16 protein-coding genes are annotated in these 17585 nt (G+C 53.2%); 3 read left to right on the forward strand and 13 right to left on the reverse strand.

Features of this window, described 5'->3' with window-relative positions; all coding sequences use genetic code 11:
- Window positions 1-3: 3 nt before the first annotated feature.
- From L1I42_RS12340 to L1I42_RS12355, 4 genes are all read right to left on the reverse strand, one after another.
- Complete coding sequence (locus L1I42_RS12340) at window positions 4-1503, reverse strand: tripartite tricarboxylate transporter permease (RefSeq protein WP_236114883.1); 1500 nt, start codon at window positions 1501-1503, stop codon at window positions 4-6.
- A gap of 11 nt (window positions 1504-1514) precedes the next feature.
- Window positions 1515-1931 (reverse strand): tripartite tricarboxylate transporter TctB family protein, encoded by a 417-nt coding sequence (locus L1I42_RS12345; protein ID WP_236114885.1) that lies wholly within the window; start codon window positions 1929-1931, stop codon window positions 1515-1517.
- A gap of 55 nt (window positions 1932-1986) precedes the next feature.
- Complete coding sequence (locus L1I42_RS12350; RefSeq protein WP_236114886.1) at window positions 1987-2922, reverse strand: tripartite tricarboxylate transporter substrate binding protein; 936 nt, start codon at window positions 2920-2922, stop codon at window positions 1987-1989.
- Window positions 2923-2985: 63 nt separating this feature from the next.
- Entirely contained in the window at window positions 2986-3486 is a 501-nt protein-coding gene (locus tag L1I42_RS12355) for a MarR family winged helix-turn-helix transcriptional regulator (protein WP_236114887.1), read from the reverse strand.
- Window positions 3487-3781: 295 nt separating this feature from the next.
- Between L1I42_RS12355 and L1I42_RS12360 the strand changes: the two genes are divergently transcribed.
- Together L1I42_RS12360 and L1I42_RS12365 are read left to right on the forward strand one after the other, a co-directional pair.
- Window positions 3782-4285 carry a ClbS/DfsB family four-helix bundle protein gene (locus L1I42_RS12360; protein ID WP_236114889.1) on the forward strand — a complete coding sequence of 168 codons (504 nt, stop codon included), beginning with the start codon at window positions 3782-3784 and terminating at the stop codon, window positions 4283-4285.
- Between the two features lie 32 nt (window positions 4286-4317).
- Complete coding sequence (locus L1I42_RS12365; RefSeq protein WP_236114891.1) at window positions 4318-4836, forward strand: DUF4199 domain-containing protein; 519 nt, start codon at window positions 4318-4320, stop codon at window positions 4834-4836.
- 255 nt (window positions 4837-5091) lie between these two features.
- Here the strand turns inward: L1I42_RS12365 and L1I42_RS12370 are convergent, their stop codons facing one another.
- From L1I42_RS12370 to L1I42_RS12395, 6 genes are all read right to left on the reverse strand, one after another.
- Window positions 5092-5697, reverse strand: coding sequence for a GNAT family N-acetyltransferase (locus L1I42_RS12370; RefSeq protein ID WP_236114893.1), 606 nt, complete (start codon window positions 5695-5697; stop codon window positions 5092-5094).
- Window positions 5698-5747: 50 nt separating this feature from the next.
- A complete protein-coding gene (locus L1I42_RS12375) occupies window positions 5748-6674 on the reverse strand; it encodes an ABC transporter ATP-binding protein (protein ID WP_236114895.1) in 927 nt (308 codons plus the stop codon).
- Window positions 6675-7484: an ABC transporter ATP-binding protein gene (locus tag L1I42_RS12380; RefSeq protein ID WP_236114896.1), complete on the reverse strand. Its 810-nt coding sequence runs from the start codon at window positions 7482-7484 to the stop codon at window positions 6675-6677.
- A complete protein-coding gene (locus tag L1I42_RS12385) occupies window positions 7481-8395 on the reverse strand; it encodes an ABC transporter permease (protein ID WP_236114898.1) in 915 nt (304 codons plus the stop codon). The genes L1I42_RS12380 and L1I42_RS12385 overlap by 4 nt, the downstream gene beginning before the upstream one ends.
- Window positions 8396-8398: 3 nt before the next feature.
- Window positions 8399-9376: an ABC transporter permease gene (locus L1I42_RS12390; protein ID WP_236114900.1), complete on the reverse strand. Its 978-nt coding sequence runs from the start codon at window positions 9374-9376 to the stop codon at window positions 8399-8401.
- A gap of 76 nt (window positions 9377-9452) precedes the next feature.
- A complete protein-coding gene (locus tag L1I42_RS12395; RefSeq protein WP_236114902.1) occupies window positions 9453-11108 on the reverse strand; it encodes an ABC transporter substrate-binding protein in 1656 nt (551 codons plus the stop codon).
- A gap of 284 nt (window positions 11109-11392) precedes the next feature.
- On the opposite strand from L1I42_RS12395, the gene L1I42_RS12400 reads away from it, so the two are divergent.
- The gene (locus L1I42_RS12400) at window positions 11393-14740 is read left to right on the forward strand and encodes a hybrid sensor histidine kinase/response regulator (protein ID WP_236115067.1); all 3348 of its coding nucleotides are present in this window, start codon (window positions 11393-11395) and stop codon (window positions 14738-14740) included.
- A gap of 18 nt (window positions 14741-14758) precedes the next feature.
- Here L1I42_RS12400 and L1I42_RS12405 read toward each other — a convergent pair whose 3' ends face one another.
- From L1I42_RS12405 to L1I42_RS12415, 3 genes are read right to left on the reverse strand one after another with little or no spacing between them, the layout of a single operon-like run.
- Complete coding sequence (locus L1I42_RS12405; RefSeq protein ID WP_236114904.1) at window positions 14759-15565, reverse strand: 3-hydroxybutyrate dehydrogenase; 807 nt, start codon at window positions 15563-15565, stop codon at window positions 14759-14761.
- 10 nt (window positions 15566-15575) lie between these two features.
- A complete protein-coding gene (locus L1I42_RS12410; protein ID WP_236114905.1) occupies window positions 15576-16943 on the reverse strand; it encodes a TRAP transporter large permease in 1368 nt (455 codons plus the stop codon).
- Window positions 16933-17553 carry a TRAP transporter small permease subunit gene (locus L1I42_RS12415; RefSeq protein WP_236114906.1) on the reverse strand — a complete coding sequence of 207 codons (621 nt, stop codon included), beginning with the start codon at window positions 17551-17553 and terminating at the stop codon, window positions 16933-16935. Before L1I42_RS12415 ends, L1I42_RS12410 begins: the two co-directional genes overlap by 11 nt.
- Window positions 17554-17585: the final 32 nt, after the last annotated feature.

The following is a 17585-nucleotide window of genomic DNA, read 5'->3' on the forward strand; positions in this document are numbered from 1 at the left end:
TCTCTATGCGTCTTTCCGGCGATCCGTCCAGATCATCCACACCATGGTGATCAGGGCAATCGCGAATAAAGCCAAAGCAATCGGGTAATTAATCAAAGCCAGCACATTGCCATCCAGCAACACAAGGCTCTGCGACAGGGCAATTTCAAACCGTCCGCCGAGGAAGAAGGCGATGATGAAAATCACCGGCGAAAAACCAAAGCTGGTCATCACATAGCCAAGCGCTGCTGCCATCAGCATGATGATCACGCCGAACAAGCCACCTGTGGCCAGATAGACGCCGGCGATACACAGCAAAATGGCGGTGGAGAAAATAACGGATTCCGGCGCGCGGATCACAAAGGACCACAAGCGTAGCCCCAACTGCCCCACAAACAGATTGGCAATATTCGCCATGATCATCGCCCCAAACAGGCCATAGACCAGCCGTCCCTGCTCTTCAAACAGCAACGGCCCCGGCTGAATACCATGGATCACAAAGGCCGAAATGATCAGCGCCGCGCCGACACTGCCGGGAATGCCGAGCGTCAAAAGCGGAATCAAATTCGCGCCCATCACCGCCGAGTTGGCGCTTTCCGCCGCGGCAATGCCCTGCAAATTGCCTTTGCCAAAGCTCTCGGGGTCCTTTGATGATTTCTTGGTCGCAGCATAAGACATAAAGGCCGCCGCCGTTGAACCTACCCCGGGCAAAGCCCCCAAGATGGTGCCAATGGCCGCGCCCCGCAGCATGGTAAAACGGCACGCCCAATATTCAGCAAAGCTCACCCGCCGGTCCGCAGCCGCCATATCCTTTTGCGGCGGAATTGCCGCGGCAGAGCCTTTTTTGCTGCTGGCAAATCGTCGCAAAATTTCTGCCACCGCCAACATGCCAATCGCTACGGCCGCCAGGGACAATCCGTCAAATAGCTCAAAATAGCCGAAATAATAGCGCGGCGTCGCATGTTCCGGGTCCAACCCCACTGTCGCCGCCAACATGCCCAGCGCTGCCGCGATGATGCCTTTGGAAATGCTCTTGCCCACCAGTCCAGCAATCACAGAAAAGGCAAAAACCATCAGCGCGAGAATTTCCACCGGCCCCATTTTCAACGCCACCAGCGCCAGCGGCGCAGAAATGGTCACCAAAACAATGTCAGAAAAGGTATCGCCCGTGACGGAGGAATAAAGCGCCATCTTGGTCGCCTTTTCCGGCTTGCCCTGCTGCGCCAAGGGATGCCCATCCATCGCCGTTGCGGCGGCATCTGGCGTGCCGGGCGTATTGATCAAAATCGCAGGCACCGCACCGCCCACCAAACCGCCCTTATTGATGCCGACCAAAAAGGCGATCGCAGGCAGCGGGTCAATCACAAAGGTAAAAGGAATGGCGATGGCCATCGCCATCACCGGTCCAATACCTGGCATGGCCCCCACAAATTGCCCCAACATCACGCCAAACACCACAAACATCAGATTGAGCGGCGTAAAAGCGTCAGCAAACCCGGCCAGAATTACGGAAAAATCGAGCATACATCATCCAGTTACAGCAAGGGACGTCCCAGCACATTTTCGATCAGAAAGGAAATGGCAAACGGCAAGACCACAGCACCCACCAGCAGCCAGGGCCAGCGCCGTTCCCCCACCAGCAACATCAGCACCAGCGCCAAACCGGGCGCAACAAAACGATAATGCCAATGCACCATGGCCCATAACCCCAGAGCGATCACCAGCAAGAAGCCAGCGGCCCGCGCCATTTTGGCAAAATCCACATATTGGTCCTGCGGAGTCGCCAGCGCCAGCGTGGTGCCCGCGAGCATCATGATCACCGCCATCACATTCGGCACCGTATTGGGCCGCAGCCAGCCATAGCCAACGGTTTCCGTGGCATAGGGCGTGATCAGGAACAAGAGCGCCGCCCCGAACAAAATAACGGTCACACCGGTCAATCGATCAATCATGGAAAGGTCCTGTCAGAGAATGAGGTTGCCCCAATGCGGGGCAACCCGACTGGTTCTAATTGAACAGATCGCCAACGCTTTTCAAGCCATCTTCCATCATCTTTTTGGTGCCGTCCGGCCCCAGATTGTTGGTGCTGTTCTGCATGGCATTTCTAACCACATTCTGCACATTGTCCGACTTGATCGCATCATCAAGCGCTTTGGCCAGACCGGCCTTCGCATGATCATCCAAACCTTGCGGCGCAGCGAAATAGAAGTAAGGGTCTGTGTAAAGATCATAGCCCTGCTCCTGCAAAGTGGGCACATCCGGCGCATAGGAATGCCGGTCCGCATTGGCGCTGGCCAACATCTTCACATCGCCCTTTTGCAAATACTGGATATGGGTGCCCGCATTGAACGCGGCGTCCACCTGCCCGCCCAACACGAACTGCACCATTTCAGCCGAGCTTTTGGTCGACACCAGCTTAAAGCCTGCACCGGTTTGCTCGTTCAGCGCCATCAGCATCAATTCCTGCGGCTTGGCATCAAAGGCCACGGGTACACCGCCCTGCTCTTTTGAATACTCAACCAGGCTCGCAATATCATCAAACGGTGCATCTGCTTGGGCGATAATCGCCAATTGCGCCCGGGTCACTGTGCCCAGATAGTCAAAGCTATCCAGATCAAACGGCAATTGGTCGCCGCGCAAGGTGAGATTGATCAAGACCGGCATGGACACGCCCATCCCGATCACAGAGCCATCGGCGTCCTGATTCATCAAGCCGGTAAACATGGCGATGCCACCACCGCCCGGCTTGTTCTGCGGCACCACGCTCCACCCGGTCTGCTCTTCGATTGTTGACGCAATCACCCGGCCCAGCGTGTCGGTTTCCCCACCGGCACCAAAGCCAATTTGCAATTCAATCGGGCCATCCGGGGCCCATTCATCTGCCATGGCCGGTGCGGCCATAGACAGAAGCGTTGCACATGCCACTGCAATAAATCTTTTCATCAGTTCCTCCCTTTGCGCCGCAGGTGGCGCATTTCAACATTGCTCTAAGGCGTCAAGGGGCCCTCAGCCCGCTTGCTGCGCCTCATCATTGCTGGCCAATTGCGCCGCTTTCGCCACGCGCTCAACCATGTCGAGGAATTGTGCTTTTTCTTGTTCGCTTAAAACCGCATCCATCTGCTGGTGATAGGCCGCAATCACAGGCTGCACCCGGTCAAAATAGGCTTGACCCATGTCGCTGAGACCGAATATCCGCACCCGACGATCCTCATCAGATTGTCTGGATTGAATGAGGCCTTTTTGTTCCAGCTTCATCAGAGCCCGGCTGACTTGAGCCTGCTCAATGCCGGCAAAGTCCACCAGCGCTTTTTGCGATGGGTTTTCACTTTGAGAAATACAAAGGCAGATCCGCCATTCCACCAGCCCTAACTCCCCATGTGCCGCAAGCAGCATGGAGATTTGCCCGCGCAACAGCCGCGCCAAACGCTGTGTTGCCACGGACAATTCACTGGCTGTGTCTGGAATATGATCCAGCCGCAAAATGGAAGCTTCTGATCTCTTTGTCATCTCATTCTCTTCACGCATCCCCTCCATCAATTTAGATGGCATATCATTAAATGACAAGTCATATTGTTTTGCGGTACTCACAGCGTTCGAGCTGAAGCCGAAGGTAGACGCGACAAACCGATCATCTGGCCGATTCATAGTGGCCCAACTGTATTTATTTGAAAAAGTGAGTGTGTTTTGGAAAGTTGTACGCGGCATTCAAAATAAATATCGTCAGACAAAGTTGAAAATACTTGACTTACATCAAGGCAATTAGAGGTAGCGGGTTCAAAATACTGAAGAAAGGAGAAAACAATTGCCCGCCGCAACTTCAAAAGATGAGCTTATTGCTGCAACTGACAAAGAATTCGCCAAGCTGGAAAAGCTAATTGACGCGATTGATGAGGGTTTTGCCCTGCAAAAGGACGAGGACGACACGTCCATCAAAGATGTAATCGGCCACCGCGCCCACTGGATCGATTTGTTTTTGGGCTGGTACCATGATGGGATGGCGGGCAAGGAAGTTCACTTCCCGGCCAAAGGCTATAAGTGGAGCGAGTTGAAACCTTACAACGCCAATTTGCGTGAACAACAAGCCGACATGTCTTGGGATCAGGCGGTCAAACTGTTGAAAAGCAATCACAAGAAAATCCGCCAATTTATGGCGGACCACAGCGACAAAGAGCTCTATGGCGGCCCCATGAAAGGCGCCAAAAATGATTGGACACCGGGGCGCTGGGCCGAAGCCGCAGGGCCTAGCCATTATCGCTCTGCCGCAAAAGATTTGCGCGCCCGCCAGCGTGCGCAAAAACAAAAATGACAATTTAGGTAACACTATCTGGGGAGAGAGAAATGACGGTAAGCATATTAAAATGGGGTGCCATTGGCGGCCTGATCATGAGTGTTTTGGCCACGTTTGGCTATTGGGCTTTCCCGCTGGACAATCCCACAACCTTCCAGCTCGCCGCCTATACCGGCTATCTGGGCATGTTTTTGGGCCTGGCCATGATCTGGCCAGCCCTCAGCGATGCAAAAAACCGGCTGCCGGATACGTTGCAGCTTCTACCTGCCATTGGCATCGGGGTGGGCGTTGCCTTGGTCGCCGGTGTCATCTTCGGCCTGTTCAACGTCTTCTATTCACAAGTTTTTGCGCCAGACTTTTTGGAGAACTATTACGCGCAGGAATTGGCACATGCCGGCCTGAGCGAAGGCCCTGAATATGAGGAAAAAGCCGAGCAACTCAACGCCACCCGCGATTTCCTCAAGCAGCCCCTCAATGGTTTTTTTGCCATGGCGAGTGCCGCTTGGGCTTTGGGGCTTGTGTTTGCCTTGGTCCTGCCTTTCGTGCATCGTCGGATACACAAGAAATAACCAACAAAGTGAAGGCGCGCGCAAATATGGACGCGCCTTCGTCACTCATTTAAGGACCACCTTCACCCCGAAAGTCAGATTGCGCAGTTTGAATCAGCTGTGACCAGGATACCCTGTAGCCTCGAGATTGACTATTCGCCCGGTTATTATTGACCCGATAGCTGGCTATATCATCTACTGGTCCCTGCATTTTTTACTGGACGTCATCTATCTAAAAAACCGAAAGCCGAAGATATAAAGTAGCCTTGTCGCTGCTTATAAGGCGCGCGCGAAGATCGGCGCACTCTCGTCGGCCACCTGCTCAAATCCCATGGCTTTATAAAAGCCGATCGCGCGATGGTTTTCCCGGTTGACGCCAAGATGGATACCGGAAACGCCGTCTGCCCGCAATCGATCGAGAGCGGCGTGCATCAACTTGCCACCAAACCCGCCGCCCTGCGCTTGAGGCAAAAGATTGATGTGTAAATGTGCGGGATAGTCATCAGCAAATGCTGGAGCAGGTTTTTGGTTGTGCGCCAGCGCCTTCAAGAAATTGCTGTCGGCCTCACTTTGCGGTGTGAATGTGCGCAACTTCTCTTCGACCGCCGGCCACCAATGATCGTGTTGCCAGGCCTCATAAGCCCGCGTATTGGCCACCGTGACGATATAGCCAAGTACAGCCGAACCATCATCCACCACGAAGCAATGCGATGGGTTATAATGGAGATATGGGACCGCCCAGATCAAACCGGGCAAATCATGGCGGGAATAAAGCGCGCGTGCGTCACCGCCGCTGTCTGCCGTGCAAACGCAGATATGGCTGATGGCCGCTTCATCCTCAAGTGTTGCTGTCCGTACCCGGGGCACTGCTCGATCAGCCATCAACTCAACTCCAGCTACACTCTTTCTAATGTGGCAAAACTATAAAGCCTTTACGCTGCCCGCACATAGCGTCCGGCGGCAATCTCTTTCAACCCGGCTGTGCTTTCCGCAGTTTCCTTGCGCACCTTGTCCGCGAATTTAGAGAAGTCCCGTGCGTGTTCAAAGTCAGCATTAATACGCGTATGCGCATTCGGCACGGACGACAAGAGCAGTTGCGAATAGGGATGTTGCGGATCACGCACAATCGCATCGGACGGGCCATATTCAACAATACGACCACCAAACATCACCGCCGTGTTCTCCGTGAGATAATGTGCCGTAGCCAGATCATGGGTGATGTACAAAAATGTGATGCCGCGATCCTTTTTCAGCCGGTTCATCAGATTCAAAATCGACCGGCGGATCGATACGTCCAGCATTGACGTGGGTTCGTCCGCGATGATCAGTTCCGCGCCCACCGCCAGAGCACGGGCCAAGTTGATCCGCTGACGCTGACCACCGGAAAGCTCGTGCGGATATTTATCCAGCATGACCGATGGGTCCAGTTCCACATCTTCAAGAGTGCGGATCACTTCCTGCTCAAGACTTTTGCCGTCCGGCACTCTTTTATGCAAAAGCAAGGGCCGCGCCAAATGGTGACGCACCGTGTGCGTAGGGTTAAGCGAAGCAAACGGGTCTTGAAACACCATTTGCACCTTGCGTGCATTTTCACGCTTTTCTTTTGAGTTGCGGGCGCTGGTGATGCTTTTGCCATTCACCAAAATATCGCCTGCATCAATATCAAACATGCCTGCAATCGCACGGCCACAAGTGGATTTACCCGAGCCACTTTCCCCTACCAAAGCCAAGGCCTCGCCCCGGCCAAGTTTAAAGGAAATATCCTGCAGTGCTTTGACCTGTTTTGAACCACTAAAGATGGTTTTGAGCGTATAGGTTTTCGAAACGCCCTTCACTTCCAAATAGGGTTGGTCAGTCATTTACGCCACTCCCTCAGCATCTTCAAAGCTGGGCATCGCATCCCACAATTTCTTGGTATAATCATGTTGCGGATTGTGCAGAATTTCGTGTGCACTATTCACTTCCACAATTTCACCCTGCAGCATGATGGCAATCCGGTCGGCAAATTGCGACATCAAGGCCAAGTCATGGGTAATGAACAAAATGGAAAAGCCGAATTTCTTCTGCAGGCCAGCAATTTCTTGCAAAATTTCCCGTTGCACCACAACATCCAGTGCCGTAGTCGGTTCATCCATAATGATCATCTGCGGTTCAAGAATAAGCGCATTGGCCAACACCACCCGCTGCCGCATGCCGCCAGACAATTGGTGCGGATAATCATCCAGCCGCACCGGGTCGATACCCACCAGCTCCATCAGCTCAACCGCACGCGCTCGGGCCTCTGCCGTGCTTTTGCCTGTGTGGCGATGATAAACGTCGCGAAATTGCTCGAAAATGGTCAGTACCGGATTGAGCGCATTCATGGCGCTTTGAAACACCAATGACACCTTGCTCCAGCGCCATTGCGCCAATGTTTCCTCATCAAACGCCAGCACATCTTCGCCATCCACAGTGATGTCACCACCGGCGATAAAGGCCGGCGGCCGATGCAAGCGCATCAATGCATAGGCAATCGTTGACTTGCCGCACCCGCTTTCGCCCGCGAGGCCAAGCACTTCGCCGCGATTAATGTGCAGATCCACACCTTTTACAGCGCGAAACGGACCATCCAACGTCATATAATCGACCTTGAGGTCTTTCACATCGAGGAACCGTTCAGATTGTGTCATGATGCAGCTCCCTTCGCAGATTTATAGGTCTGGTCGAACTTCTTTTGGGCTTTCACAGCTTTGTTAATTGCACCCAATGTCCGCAATCGGGGATTGGAAATCTCATCAACGCCAAAGTTCAATAGGCTCAAACCGATGCCGATGGTCACAATGGCGAAACAGGGCGCAAACATCTCCCACCACGCACCAACCGTGATCGCTGACGAGGTTTGGGCGTTGTAAAGCATATTGCCCCAAGACACTGCCAGCGGATCGCCAAGGCCCAAAAATTCAAGGGTGGCTTGGGTGATGATGGTGTAAACCACGGATCCGATAAAGTTGAACCCGATGATCGACAAGAGGTTTGGGATCAACTCAATGCAAATGATCCGCCGGCTCGGCTCGCCAATTTGCTCTGAGGCTTCAACGAACTCTCTTCGTCGCAAGGTCAAGGTCTGGGAGCGCGTGACCCGCGCGCCCCAGGCCCAGGAGGTTAAGCCGATAATCACCGCAATCATAAAAGGGTCTGACTTGCCAATAAAGGCCGCGAGCACCAACAATAAGGGCAATTGGGGTATGACCAATGCTATGTTGGTGATGAAGTTCAAGGTCTCATCAATCACCCCGCCAAAATAGCCCGCGGTCACCCCGATCAAGGTGCCAATCACTGTCACGATCAGACCGGCGGAAAAGCCCACCATCAAGGAGGTGCGTGTACCCCAAACAAATTGGGTATACACATCGCGTCCCATGCGGGTTGACCCCATCACATGCTCCACGCTGGGGGCCTGGTGTGGCCGGGCCACACGCTTGGCCGGATCATGGCTGGTGATCAAGGGAGCCGCCAGCGCAAGGGCGATATAAGCCAACACAATCAACATGCCAGCGGTGGCTTTTTTATTGCGCATAACAATCGAGAAGAATTTAATCATGATTTACGCCTTCCGCAGCCGTGGATCGAGGAAAATATAGATGAAGTCGACCAATAGGTTCGCTGTAAGCATGGCCAAAGTCATGATGATCAATTGACCCTGGATCAGCGGATAGTCGCGGGCAATAATGCCTTGGAAAAGAATGTTGCCCAGCCCCGGATAATTGAACACAATTTCAATGATCAGTGACCCGCCCAGCACTGAACCAAGGCTCAGGGCAAAGGCCGTCATCGATGGCAGTAGCGCGTTCCGCGCCGCATAATTGTAGCGCACCCGCTTGTCGGTCAGACCCTTCGCATGGCCCATCACCACATGCTCTTCCCCCAACTGACCAATCATATTGTTGCGCATGGTGATCAAATAGCCACCGATCGACACAAAGGCCAAAGTGCCAATCGGCATCAGAGCATGATAGCCCACAGAGCTGAGATATTCCCACGTAAACCCAGGGTCGATGGAGGGGTCGTAGGCATAGCTGGTGGGCAATAATTTTAGCACCAGACCGAACACATAAAGTGTGATGATCCCGATCACCAGTGGCGGCACAGATTGCACGGCCAAAGCAGAGGGCGAAATCACACTGTCAAAGCCGCTACCCCGTTTCCAGGCGGCATAAATGCCCAGCAACGAGCCAATGCAAAAGGCGAGGATCACCGAGGTGCCGGCCAAAAACAACGTCCAAGGCAGCGCTTGCATCAGCACGTCCATCACGCTCAAGGGATATTTTTTTATCGAAACACCAAAATCCCAGGTAAATACGGATTTCAGATAGATGAAATATTCTTCAATCAGTGGGCGTTCAACAAATCCGAACGTCTCTGCCAAAGCCTTTTTGGCTTCCGGTGGCATCGTGTTGCCGGCGCTGGCGAACATAATATCAATTGGATTACCCGGCATCAGGCGCGGCAGCAAAAAGTTGATGGTGGCCGCCACCAAAAATGCGACGAGATAAAACATAATTCGTCTGATGATGAATGACATTTTGGTCTTCCGATCTTTTACAAAGAGGGCGGTGCCTAAGCACCGCCCACCATCTCAAGCTTTCAAAAGGGAGGGACTAGCTCTTAGGCTTAATTGAAAGCAAGTGAAGGATACGTTCTGGGTTGCCGTCATGTACGGTTGGCACCGCATAATCGTTTTCGGCAGAGAAGAAGCCTTCAAAGCGTGCTGTGTTGTACTGGTACCAATAAGGGTTGTTGAACACAGGGATGTGCGGCATGTCTTTCGACAGGATCATTTGGATCTCATCCATGATCTCGCGCTGCTCATCCGCATCGGCGGTCTTGAAGAAACCGTCCAACAACTCGTCCAAACGCTCATTGGTGTAACCGGTTACAGAGAAACGGCTGGTCATGGCTTTAGACGAATGGAACGTGTCAAACGCCATGTGTGGCGTTACGCCCACAACCAGTGCGTTAATCGCAGCTTGGTAAGACCCATCAAGCAATTGCTGGGTCCAGTTCGCAGCCTCAGGTGTTGAAACACTTGCATTGATGCCAGCTTCGTTCAATCCTTCAACAGCCAACTGCACCGTGTTCACCCAGTCAGTCCAGCCATTCGGTACGATCAGGTCAAACTGAATTGGCTTACCAGAAGGTGTATCCAAGAAGCCATCACCGTCAACGTCCTTATAACCAGCGCCATCAAGCAGCGCCGCAGCGGCTTCTACGTTATACTCGGTGTACTGACCATATTGCGCATCAGCTTCCGGATTGTTCCACGCATGATATCCACGGCCCAGACCAGAAGGATATTTGTTGATGGTGGGATAGCCATAACCGGCAATATCAACCATTGCCTGGCGATCCATAGACATGGAGAAGGCGCGACGGAAATTGACATCATTAAAGGCTTCTTTGTTGCCTTCTTCAGATGCATTCAGGTTCAGGTTGAAAATAACCAAGGAACCACCGGGGAACCAATATTTGTGGTTTTCCGGGTCTTTCGCCACATAAGTTTTTTCAATGTCAGGCAGGAAGGAGCCGAACCAGTCCAACTCACCTTTTGCCGCCGCTGTCAAAGTCTGGTCGTTGGTTGCAATTTGCGGGAAGCGCATGCAATCAATGTCCAAATCATCGGCTTGGAAATAGTGCGGGTTACGACATTGCACATATTCCTGCGGTGTGAACCGGCGAATTTCAGTAAGCGGGCCAGAGCCAACCGGATTGGGGTTGGTGAAGCTGACAGGATCTTCAACATCCGCCCAAATATGCTCAGGCACTGTGTTCAGGCGCGCCACATCAAAGATCAGGCCGGTGCTGGCCTCTTTGTAGTTCACTTTTACATGGTGATCATCAATCAATTCAACGCTGTCCAGCTTGTCCCAAATCGCACGGGTATCGAGTGCTGGATGCTCTTTGATCAGGTTGAATGTGAAATAAACATCATTGGCGTCCAGAGTTTCGCCATCTGACCATTTAACACCGTCACGAATTTTAAAGGTGACAGAAGTCAGGTCTTCAGAATAATCAAAGCTTTCCGCCAACCGATATTCTGGCTTACCACCCTGCATGCGGTTAAACACCACAAGCTGCTCAAACATAAAGTCACGCACAGAGCGCACATCAGATGTCTGGTTGAATGGATTGTAAACTTCAGCAAATGCTGTTGTCTGGTGGGGTACAGCTGTCAGAATAACGTCTTCTGCTTGCGCGCTGGTCGTGCCAGCCAATAGCGCAGCGGTCAACGCCGATAAAATCATGCTTCGACGCATGGGAATTCCTCCTCAAAAATGTTCCTCTACTTGCGATCTTTTAAGTGTGCCGCAAGTCCCTCAGTCCCGCCCGGTAGCCTCTTGACAAAAACCACGTTGCAGGTGAGCTTATACCAAACCAATTGAATACCAAAAGTCACGTGGCGTGTTCTGAAAAATCTGCTGAAAAATCGTAAAATTCGATTTTGAGGCCAATAAAGTCAACAACTTAGTCCGAATTGGCGTAATGCTGACTTGTGGACAAACGTCCTGATCGTGACCGGGGGAGGCACAAATTGGACTATATGCGGCCTGAGAAAATGGCACCGAAAGGGCTGCACGCCCGACTTTTGCTGGCTTTTACCAGCATTTCATTGATTCCATTGCTGATTGTCAGTGCCACGTTCTTTTATGTGCTGATCGCCAATCTGGAAGGCGAAAACTTTGCCAAACTGGAATTCGTCAACGAGGCGAAACAGGCGGAAATCCGGCAATATCTGCAATTTGCCTCTCGGCAGGCCGATTCCTTGAGCCAGACCAACATTGTCAGGTATTCAATTGGTGAGTTCTACGGCTTCAGCTACGGTTTCCGCGAAATCTCCCCCGAACCGGAAGAAGCGGCGCGAATTTTGCGTGCGGCGTTCGGTGTTGGCGGCGCCGCCACCCGCGCCGATCGCGACAAGCTGATCAGCACCGCCCTGATTTATGACAACATGCACGCCCAGTTTCACGGCGAATATGAAGCCTTTTTACAATCGTCGGAATATGACAATCTCTATCTGGTCAACAATCAGGGACGGATCGTCTATTCAGTCGAAAAAGACAATTATCTCGCAACATCAATCCATGGACCACTGTCCAACACGCCCGTCGCCCAACTGGCCCAACAGCTCCTCTCGACTGACGATGAAATGGGCATCGTGTTTCACGATTTCGACCACGATCCGATCACAAATCAGTTCGCTGCCTATCTCGCTGTAAAGGTGACATTTTATTCGAGACCCAGCGGTGTGGTGGTTTTCCGCCTGCCCACCAAGGGGGTTGAACGGCTGGTACAATCAGAAACGCGCAATGCCGGTCAGGTTTTTCTGCTGTCGTCTAAAGGGCAAGTGCTGAGCCGCCCAACGGACAGTCGCTACAATATTGGCGAAAAACCAAATCTGGCCCACCAGTCCCTGACGACAGACAAGGCCACCGCCAAAGTGCCGCAGGGCTTGACCAACAGACCCGCCCTCGCCGCCTTTGGCGCGGTGCGCGTTTTTGGCCGCGACTGGCTTCTTGTCAGTGAAGTACCCACTTCTGTGGCCTATGCGAGCGTTAACACATTAATTGCCATCGTGAGCGGCTTGGCGTTACTCGCCATCCCAGTGCTGTTCTTTATCGCCACACGCCTGGCCCGAAGCGCAACCCGCCCCATTATGCGGATCACTGATACGGCTGAGGCGATCGCAGCAGGTGATTTGAACCGGACCATGCCACATATTGAAAAACCGATTGAGCTCAAACGTTTGGCTGACAGTTTCGGCCGTATGCGGGATGCAGTGCGAGACCAGCTTTCGCAAATCAACGCCAATGTCGCCGCCATTGAAGAAAAGAACGCCCAGCTGGAAGAAGCGGACCGGATGAAGGATACATTTCTGGCCAACACGTCTCACGAACTGCGCACGCCCCTCAATGGCATTGTCGGGATTTCAGAAACACTGACAGCGGGCGCGGCAGGCGACCTATCCGAACGTCAACGCAGCCAATTGCAATTGATCACCTTCAGTGCCCGCAAACTATCGCGGTTGGTGGATGATTTATTGGACCTTTATCGGATTCGCCAGGGCCAGATGCGCCTGGATATGCACCCGGTGGACGTGGCCACCAGTGTCCGCAATGTGCTGCTCTTGTCCGAACCATTGTTGCGGGGGGAACCGGTTACCCTTGAGGTGGATATCGCCAAAGATACGCCGCTGGCGATGGCCGACCCAGTGCGGCTGGAGCAAATTCTGCACAATTTGGTGGGCAATGCCATCAAATATACAGAAGCTGGCACCATCCGCATCACCGCCAAGGCGGAACAAGATCATGTCGATATCTCCATTGCCGACACCGGCATGGGCATCTCGCAAGAAGATTTGGGCCGCATGTTCAAACCGCTTGTTCAGGCGGATGGCGTCGACACTGCCCGCAAAACCGGTGGTACAGGCCTCGGTCTCACCATCGCCCGTCACCTCGCTACTATCCTTGGCGGTGAGTTGTCAGCCGACAGTACGCTGGGCGAAGGATCCGTTTTCACCCTCACGCTGAAATCCGCCACGGCAAAGGATTTCGAGTTAGAAGGCGCCCCCGCCATCGCCCGCCAGTCAGAGGGTTATCAGGAGACGCTCAACAGCTCTGACGAGAGCTGGGCCGAAGATGATCAACCGATCAAAGAAGGTGTGCCGGAAATTCTGGTGGTTGATGATGAGCCGATCAATTTGCAGGTTTTGCGCAACGTGTTGCTCCCGCAAGGCTTCGGCGTGCGCACAGCCGATAATGGCGCCACAGCCCTAGAAATGATCGATAAGCACCGCCCCAACCTGGTTATTCTGGATGTGATGATGCCCGATTTAAGCGGATTGGAGGTGGGCCGTCGCCTGCGTGAACGGTTTGACCGGTTGGAGCTCCCTATCATCATGGTCACTGCCCGCTCCCGTACCCGGGACATCATTGCCGGGCTGGAAGCCGGGGCCAATGATTATGTGGTCAAACCCTTTGTCAAAGACGAGTTGTTGGCGCGCGTCGATACGCTGCTTGAAGCCCAGCGCTCCCGGATCGCCAGCGAAGAAAATGCGCAACTGCACGCCGAAATGAACCGCCGCATTCAAGTGGAGGACGCGCTGCGCTTGTCGCAAAACCGCATGGCTGGCTTGCTCGACAGCTTGCAAGTTGGTCTTTGGTGCGTGGAGCCCACAGGAAGGCTGATTTACGCCAATCGATTTACTGAGGAATGGCTGGGAATTCAAGCGGGCAGCCGCATCAATGTCAAAACAATATTGCCCGAAACCACCTTTGATTTGCTACTGGAAACCTGCCGGGTCGATGGCGAGGCCCTTCTTGATAAAGTGCAATTGAGCGGCCAAAGCGCCCCGGTTCATATTCATGCCTTTGAAATGGATCAGGATATGGGAGAGGGGCTGAACATTATCCTGTTGCCGCCCAACAGCGCCAATTGGCCCCACGCTCAGGACCCTACGATTTTGCGTCGGGCCCTCGATACGATCGAAGTCCCTAATACAAGCTCTCGCCAACCTGCCTCTCCTCCTGCCCCGGCGCAAGAGGCAGATGAACAACGCCGAGCCTATCGCGACGCCACAGTGAAACTGATGACCCAGGCATTGGACATCTGGCAGAAAGACACAAAGCAATCCAAATTTGATTTGGCCGAACGAAGCGGCATTTGGCGGGTACATCTGGATCGATCTTCATTGCAAACCCGCACATTGGACAAATATTTCTCCACCGACACGTTGCCGCAAAATCCCCGCTGGCGCGACGTGTTAGCGACCGCCGATTTTGTGCTCAAACATTGCAATAGCGCCGAATTGACTGCTGAGCTGGAACAGCTCAAGTCTCTGCGCGATCAGGTCAAGAAAATGGTTATGGACGGCGCCGCAAAAATGGGATGATGGGTTGCCTGTTCGCCCCTATTTCGCCGTCCAGCCACCATCAATCGACAAGGCCGTGCCCGTGATCGACCGGGCCAGATCGCCACAAAGATATGCCGCCATCTCCGCCACTTCTTCGACTTCCACAAATCGCTTGGTGGGCTGCGGCTGCAACATGATATTTTCAATCACTTCCTGCCGTTCCAGCCCATGCACCTTGCATTGATCCTCCAGCTGCGCTTCCACCAACGGCGTCCACACATAGCCCGGGCAGATCGCATTGCAGGTAATGCCCGCTTGAGCATGTTCCAGCGCCGTCACTTTGGTAAAGCCCAACAAGCCGTGCTTGGCCACCACATAGGCAGATTTATAGGGCGAAGCCACCAGCCCATGTGCCGATGCAATATTGATGATCCGCCCCCATTTATTATCCGCCATGCCAGGCAACAGCCTCTTGCTCAAAAAAAACGCAGCAGAAAGATTTATGTCCAATATGCGTTGCCAAACCTGATCGGGAAAATCTGTGATCGGCGCCACATGCTGCACCCCCACATTATTGACCAATATGTCAATCGCCCCATGCTGCGCCTCCACTTGATCTACCATGGCTGAAATGGCCGCATGATCCGCCATATCCGCCTGCGCAAACGCGATCGGCAGACCTTTATCATTTGTGGTTGCCAATCGAGGCGAAGCTTCTTCCGCATCTTCAAAACTGTTGGCCACCACATGTGCCCCCAGCGCTTGCAACCGTTGGCAAATGGCCAATCCGATGCCGCTGGTGCCTCCCGTGACCAATGCCCGCTTGCCGCGTAAAAAGGAGTTACTGTTGATCATTGAACTCATCGTGTCCTCCCTAATTGGCATAGGCAATGCTGGGCAACCAGGTCACCAGATCTTTGAAGATAAAAACCAACACCAAGCCTAAAATTTGCAAGCAGATAAACGGCAAAACACCTTGATAGATATGCCGCACGGTCACACCTTCCGGCGCTGTCCCTTTTAAATAGAATAGGGCGAAGCCGACTGGTGGCGTCAGAAATGATGTTTGCAGACACACAGCGAAGAGGACGGTGAACCACACAAGATCAAAACCCAACCCGGCCACCACCGGCCCCACAAGCGGCAAAATGATCAGCGTGATTTCAATCCAATCGAGAAAGAAACCCAAAAGGAAGGTAAAGGCGAGAATCGTGATCACGATGCCGGTCGGCCCGAACGGCAATCCCAGCAACGCACTTTCGATCAGTTCGTCGCCGCCAAATCCGCGGAACACCAAAGAGAACGCCGTTGCCCCCAAGAAAATAGCAAAAATAAAGGCGGTGGTTTTGGTGGTTTCGTGACACACTTCCCTGAGTACTTTAAAATTGAGCTTGCCGGAAAACAGCGCCAGCAACAGCGCGCCAAATGCGCCGACGCCAGAAGCCTCAGTGGGGGTGGCAACGCCCATAAAGATCGAGCCGAGCACCGCAATGATCAATCCCGCAGGCGGCAGTACCGCCAGCACAACATTTAAGATCAATTTCGGGTTAATCGGCTCGATATCTTTTGGCCACGGCGCAGCGCTTGCCGAGAAATTCGCCACAATCAGAATATAGAGAATATAGATCGCACCGAGGATTACGCCGGGGATCAGCGCCCCCAAGAACAAATCACCGACGGAAATCGCCAATCGATCCGCCATCAACACGAGCATGATGGAGGGAGGGATTAAGATGCCCAATGTACCCACAGAACAGACCACGCCAGAAGCGAAACTCTTAGAGTAATTGGCGCGCATCATCACCGGCAGACCCAAGACTGACAGCAGCACAACGGAAGCGCCAATAATGCCCGTGGAGGCCGCAAGCAAAATGCCGATCAACGCTACGGTGACGGCCAGCCCGCCCTTCACGCGACCAAACAGTTTGGCGAAATCAGTAAGCAGCTTTTCCGCCAAGCCGGACCGATCCAACATCAATCCCATAAACACAAACATGGGCAGGGCCACCAGCACCCAATTGTGCATCACATCCCAAATGCGATCGACGGTGGCCGAGCTATAGCTCCAATCCACATAATAAAAGCTGTTGGCAAACACATCGGTATAATTGGTCAGCACCCAGCCCAGCGCGGTGAACACAACCGCCAAGCCGCCCAATATCCAAGCCACCGGAAAGCCGGTGAACAGCAGCAGGATAAAGCTGGCGAACATGGCAATACAAAAAATCTCATTAATGGCCATTGTCGGTGCCTCCCGCATTTGCTTGATCCGCATCACTTTTGCCGCGCAAAAATGCGATGGTGCGTGTCAACCGCGAGACCGCAGCCAACAGCAACAGGGCAAAGCCGATGATCAATACCGATTTAATGGCCCACCGGGCAGGCAGCCCGCCCGGTGATCCTGATGTTTCATTGATGGAGAAGGAATAGGTGAAAAAAGGCACGGCGTAGATCAGCACAAACACCAGAAATGGGATCAGCAAAAAAACAAGACCCAATGTTTCCACCCATGCCTTGGTTTTATTGGACAACAACTCTGCCACCACATCCACACGGATATGGTCGTCGCTGGTCAAGCAATAAGACAGGCCGATCATGAAGCCGATGGCATAAAAGTGCCATTGGATTTCTTCAAACTCGATCCGGCCTTTGCCAAACACATAGCGCGCCACCACATTGATCACGATGACGGCGAGCAGTAAAAGCCACACCCAGCTCACGCTGCGGCCAATCGCACGCAGGGCGCGATCAACCGGTCTGGAAAATGCAGTGGTGGGCAGATCATCGATATAGGCCAACCGCGGCGCTTCGGCCACTTTTTCAGGATGCTCTATGTCAATTTTTGTTGTCATTATCCCCCTGCCCCAATGGGACAGACCTCCCC

The sequence above is a fragment of the Maritalea mediterranea genome (assembly GCF_021568695.1).
GTDB lineage: Bacteria > Pseudomonadota > Alphaproteobacteria > Rhizobiales > Devosiaceae > Maritalea > Maritalea mediterranea.

Excerpts from the sequence above, each read along its gene's own strand:
- L1I42_RS12365 (WP_236114891.1), top strand. The coding sequence starts at position 4,318 with ATGACGGTAAGCATATTAAAATGGGGTGCCATTGGCGGCCTGATCATG.
- L1I42_RS12415 (WP_236114906.1), bottom strand. The coding sequence starts at position 17,553 with ATGACAACAAAAATTGACATAGAGCATCCTGAAAAAGTGGCCGAAGCG.
- L1I42_RS12410 (WP_236114905.1), bottom strand. The coding sequence starts at position 16,943 with ATGGCCATTAATGAGATTTTTTGTATTGCCATGTTCGCCAGCTTTATC.
- L1I42_RS12405 (WP_236114904.1), bottom strand. The coding sequence starts at position 15,565 with ATGAGTTCAATGATCAACAGTAACTCCTTTTTACGCGGCAAGCGGGCA.
- L1I42_RS12355 (WP_236114887.1), bottom strand. The coding sequence starts at position 3,486 with ATGACAAAGAGATCAGAAGCTTCCATTTTGCGGCTGGATCATATTCCA.
- L1I42_RS12340 (WP_236114883.1), bottom strand. The coding sequence starts at position 1,503 with ATGCTCGATTTTTCCGTAATTCTGGCCGGGTTTGCTGACGCTTTTACG.
- L1I42_RS12380 (WP_236114896.1), bottom strand. The coding sequence starts at position 7,484 with ATGACACAATCTGAACGGTTCCTCGATGTGAAAGACCTCAAGGTCGAT.
- L1I42_RS12350 (WP_236114886.1), bottom strand. The coding sequence starts at position 2,922 with ATGAAAAGATTTATTGCAGTGGCATGTGCAACGCTTCTGTCTATGGCC.
- L1I42_RS12385 (WP_236114898.1), bottom strand. The coding sequence starts at position 8,395 with ATGATTAAATTCTTCTCGATTGTTATGCGCAATAAAAAAGCCACCGCT.
- L1I42_RS12375 (WP_236114895.1), bottom strand. The coding sequence starts at position 6,674 with ATGACTGACCAACCCTATTTGGAAGTGAAGGGCGTTTCGAAAACCTAT.
- L1I42_RS12370 (WP_236114893.1), bottom strand. The coding sequence starts at position 5,697 with ATGGCTGATCGAGCAGTGCCCCGGGTACGGACAGCAACACTTGAGGAT.
- L1I42_RS12395 (WP_236114902.1), bottom strand. The coding sequence starts at position 11,108 with ATGCGTCGAAGCATGATTTTATCGGCGTTGACCGCTGCGCTATTGGCT.
- L1I42_RS12400 (WP_236115067.1), top strand. The coding sequence starts at position 11,393 with ATGCGGCCTGAGAAAATGGCACCGAAAGGGCTGCACGCCCGACTTTTG.
- L1I42_RS12390 (WP_236114900.1), bottom strand. The coding sequence starts at position 9,376 with ATGTCATTCATCATCAGACGAATTATGTTTTATCTCGTCGCATTTTTG.
- L1I42_RS12345 (WP_236114885.1), bottom strand. The coding sequence starts at position 1,931 with ATGATTGATCGATTGACCGGTGTGACCGTTATTTTGTTCGGGGCGGCG.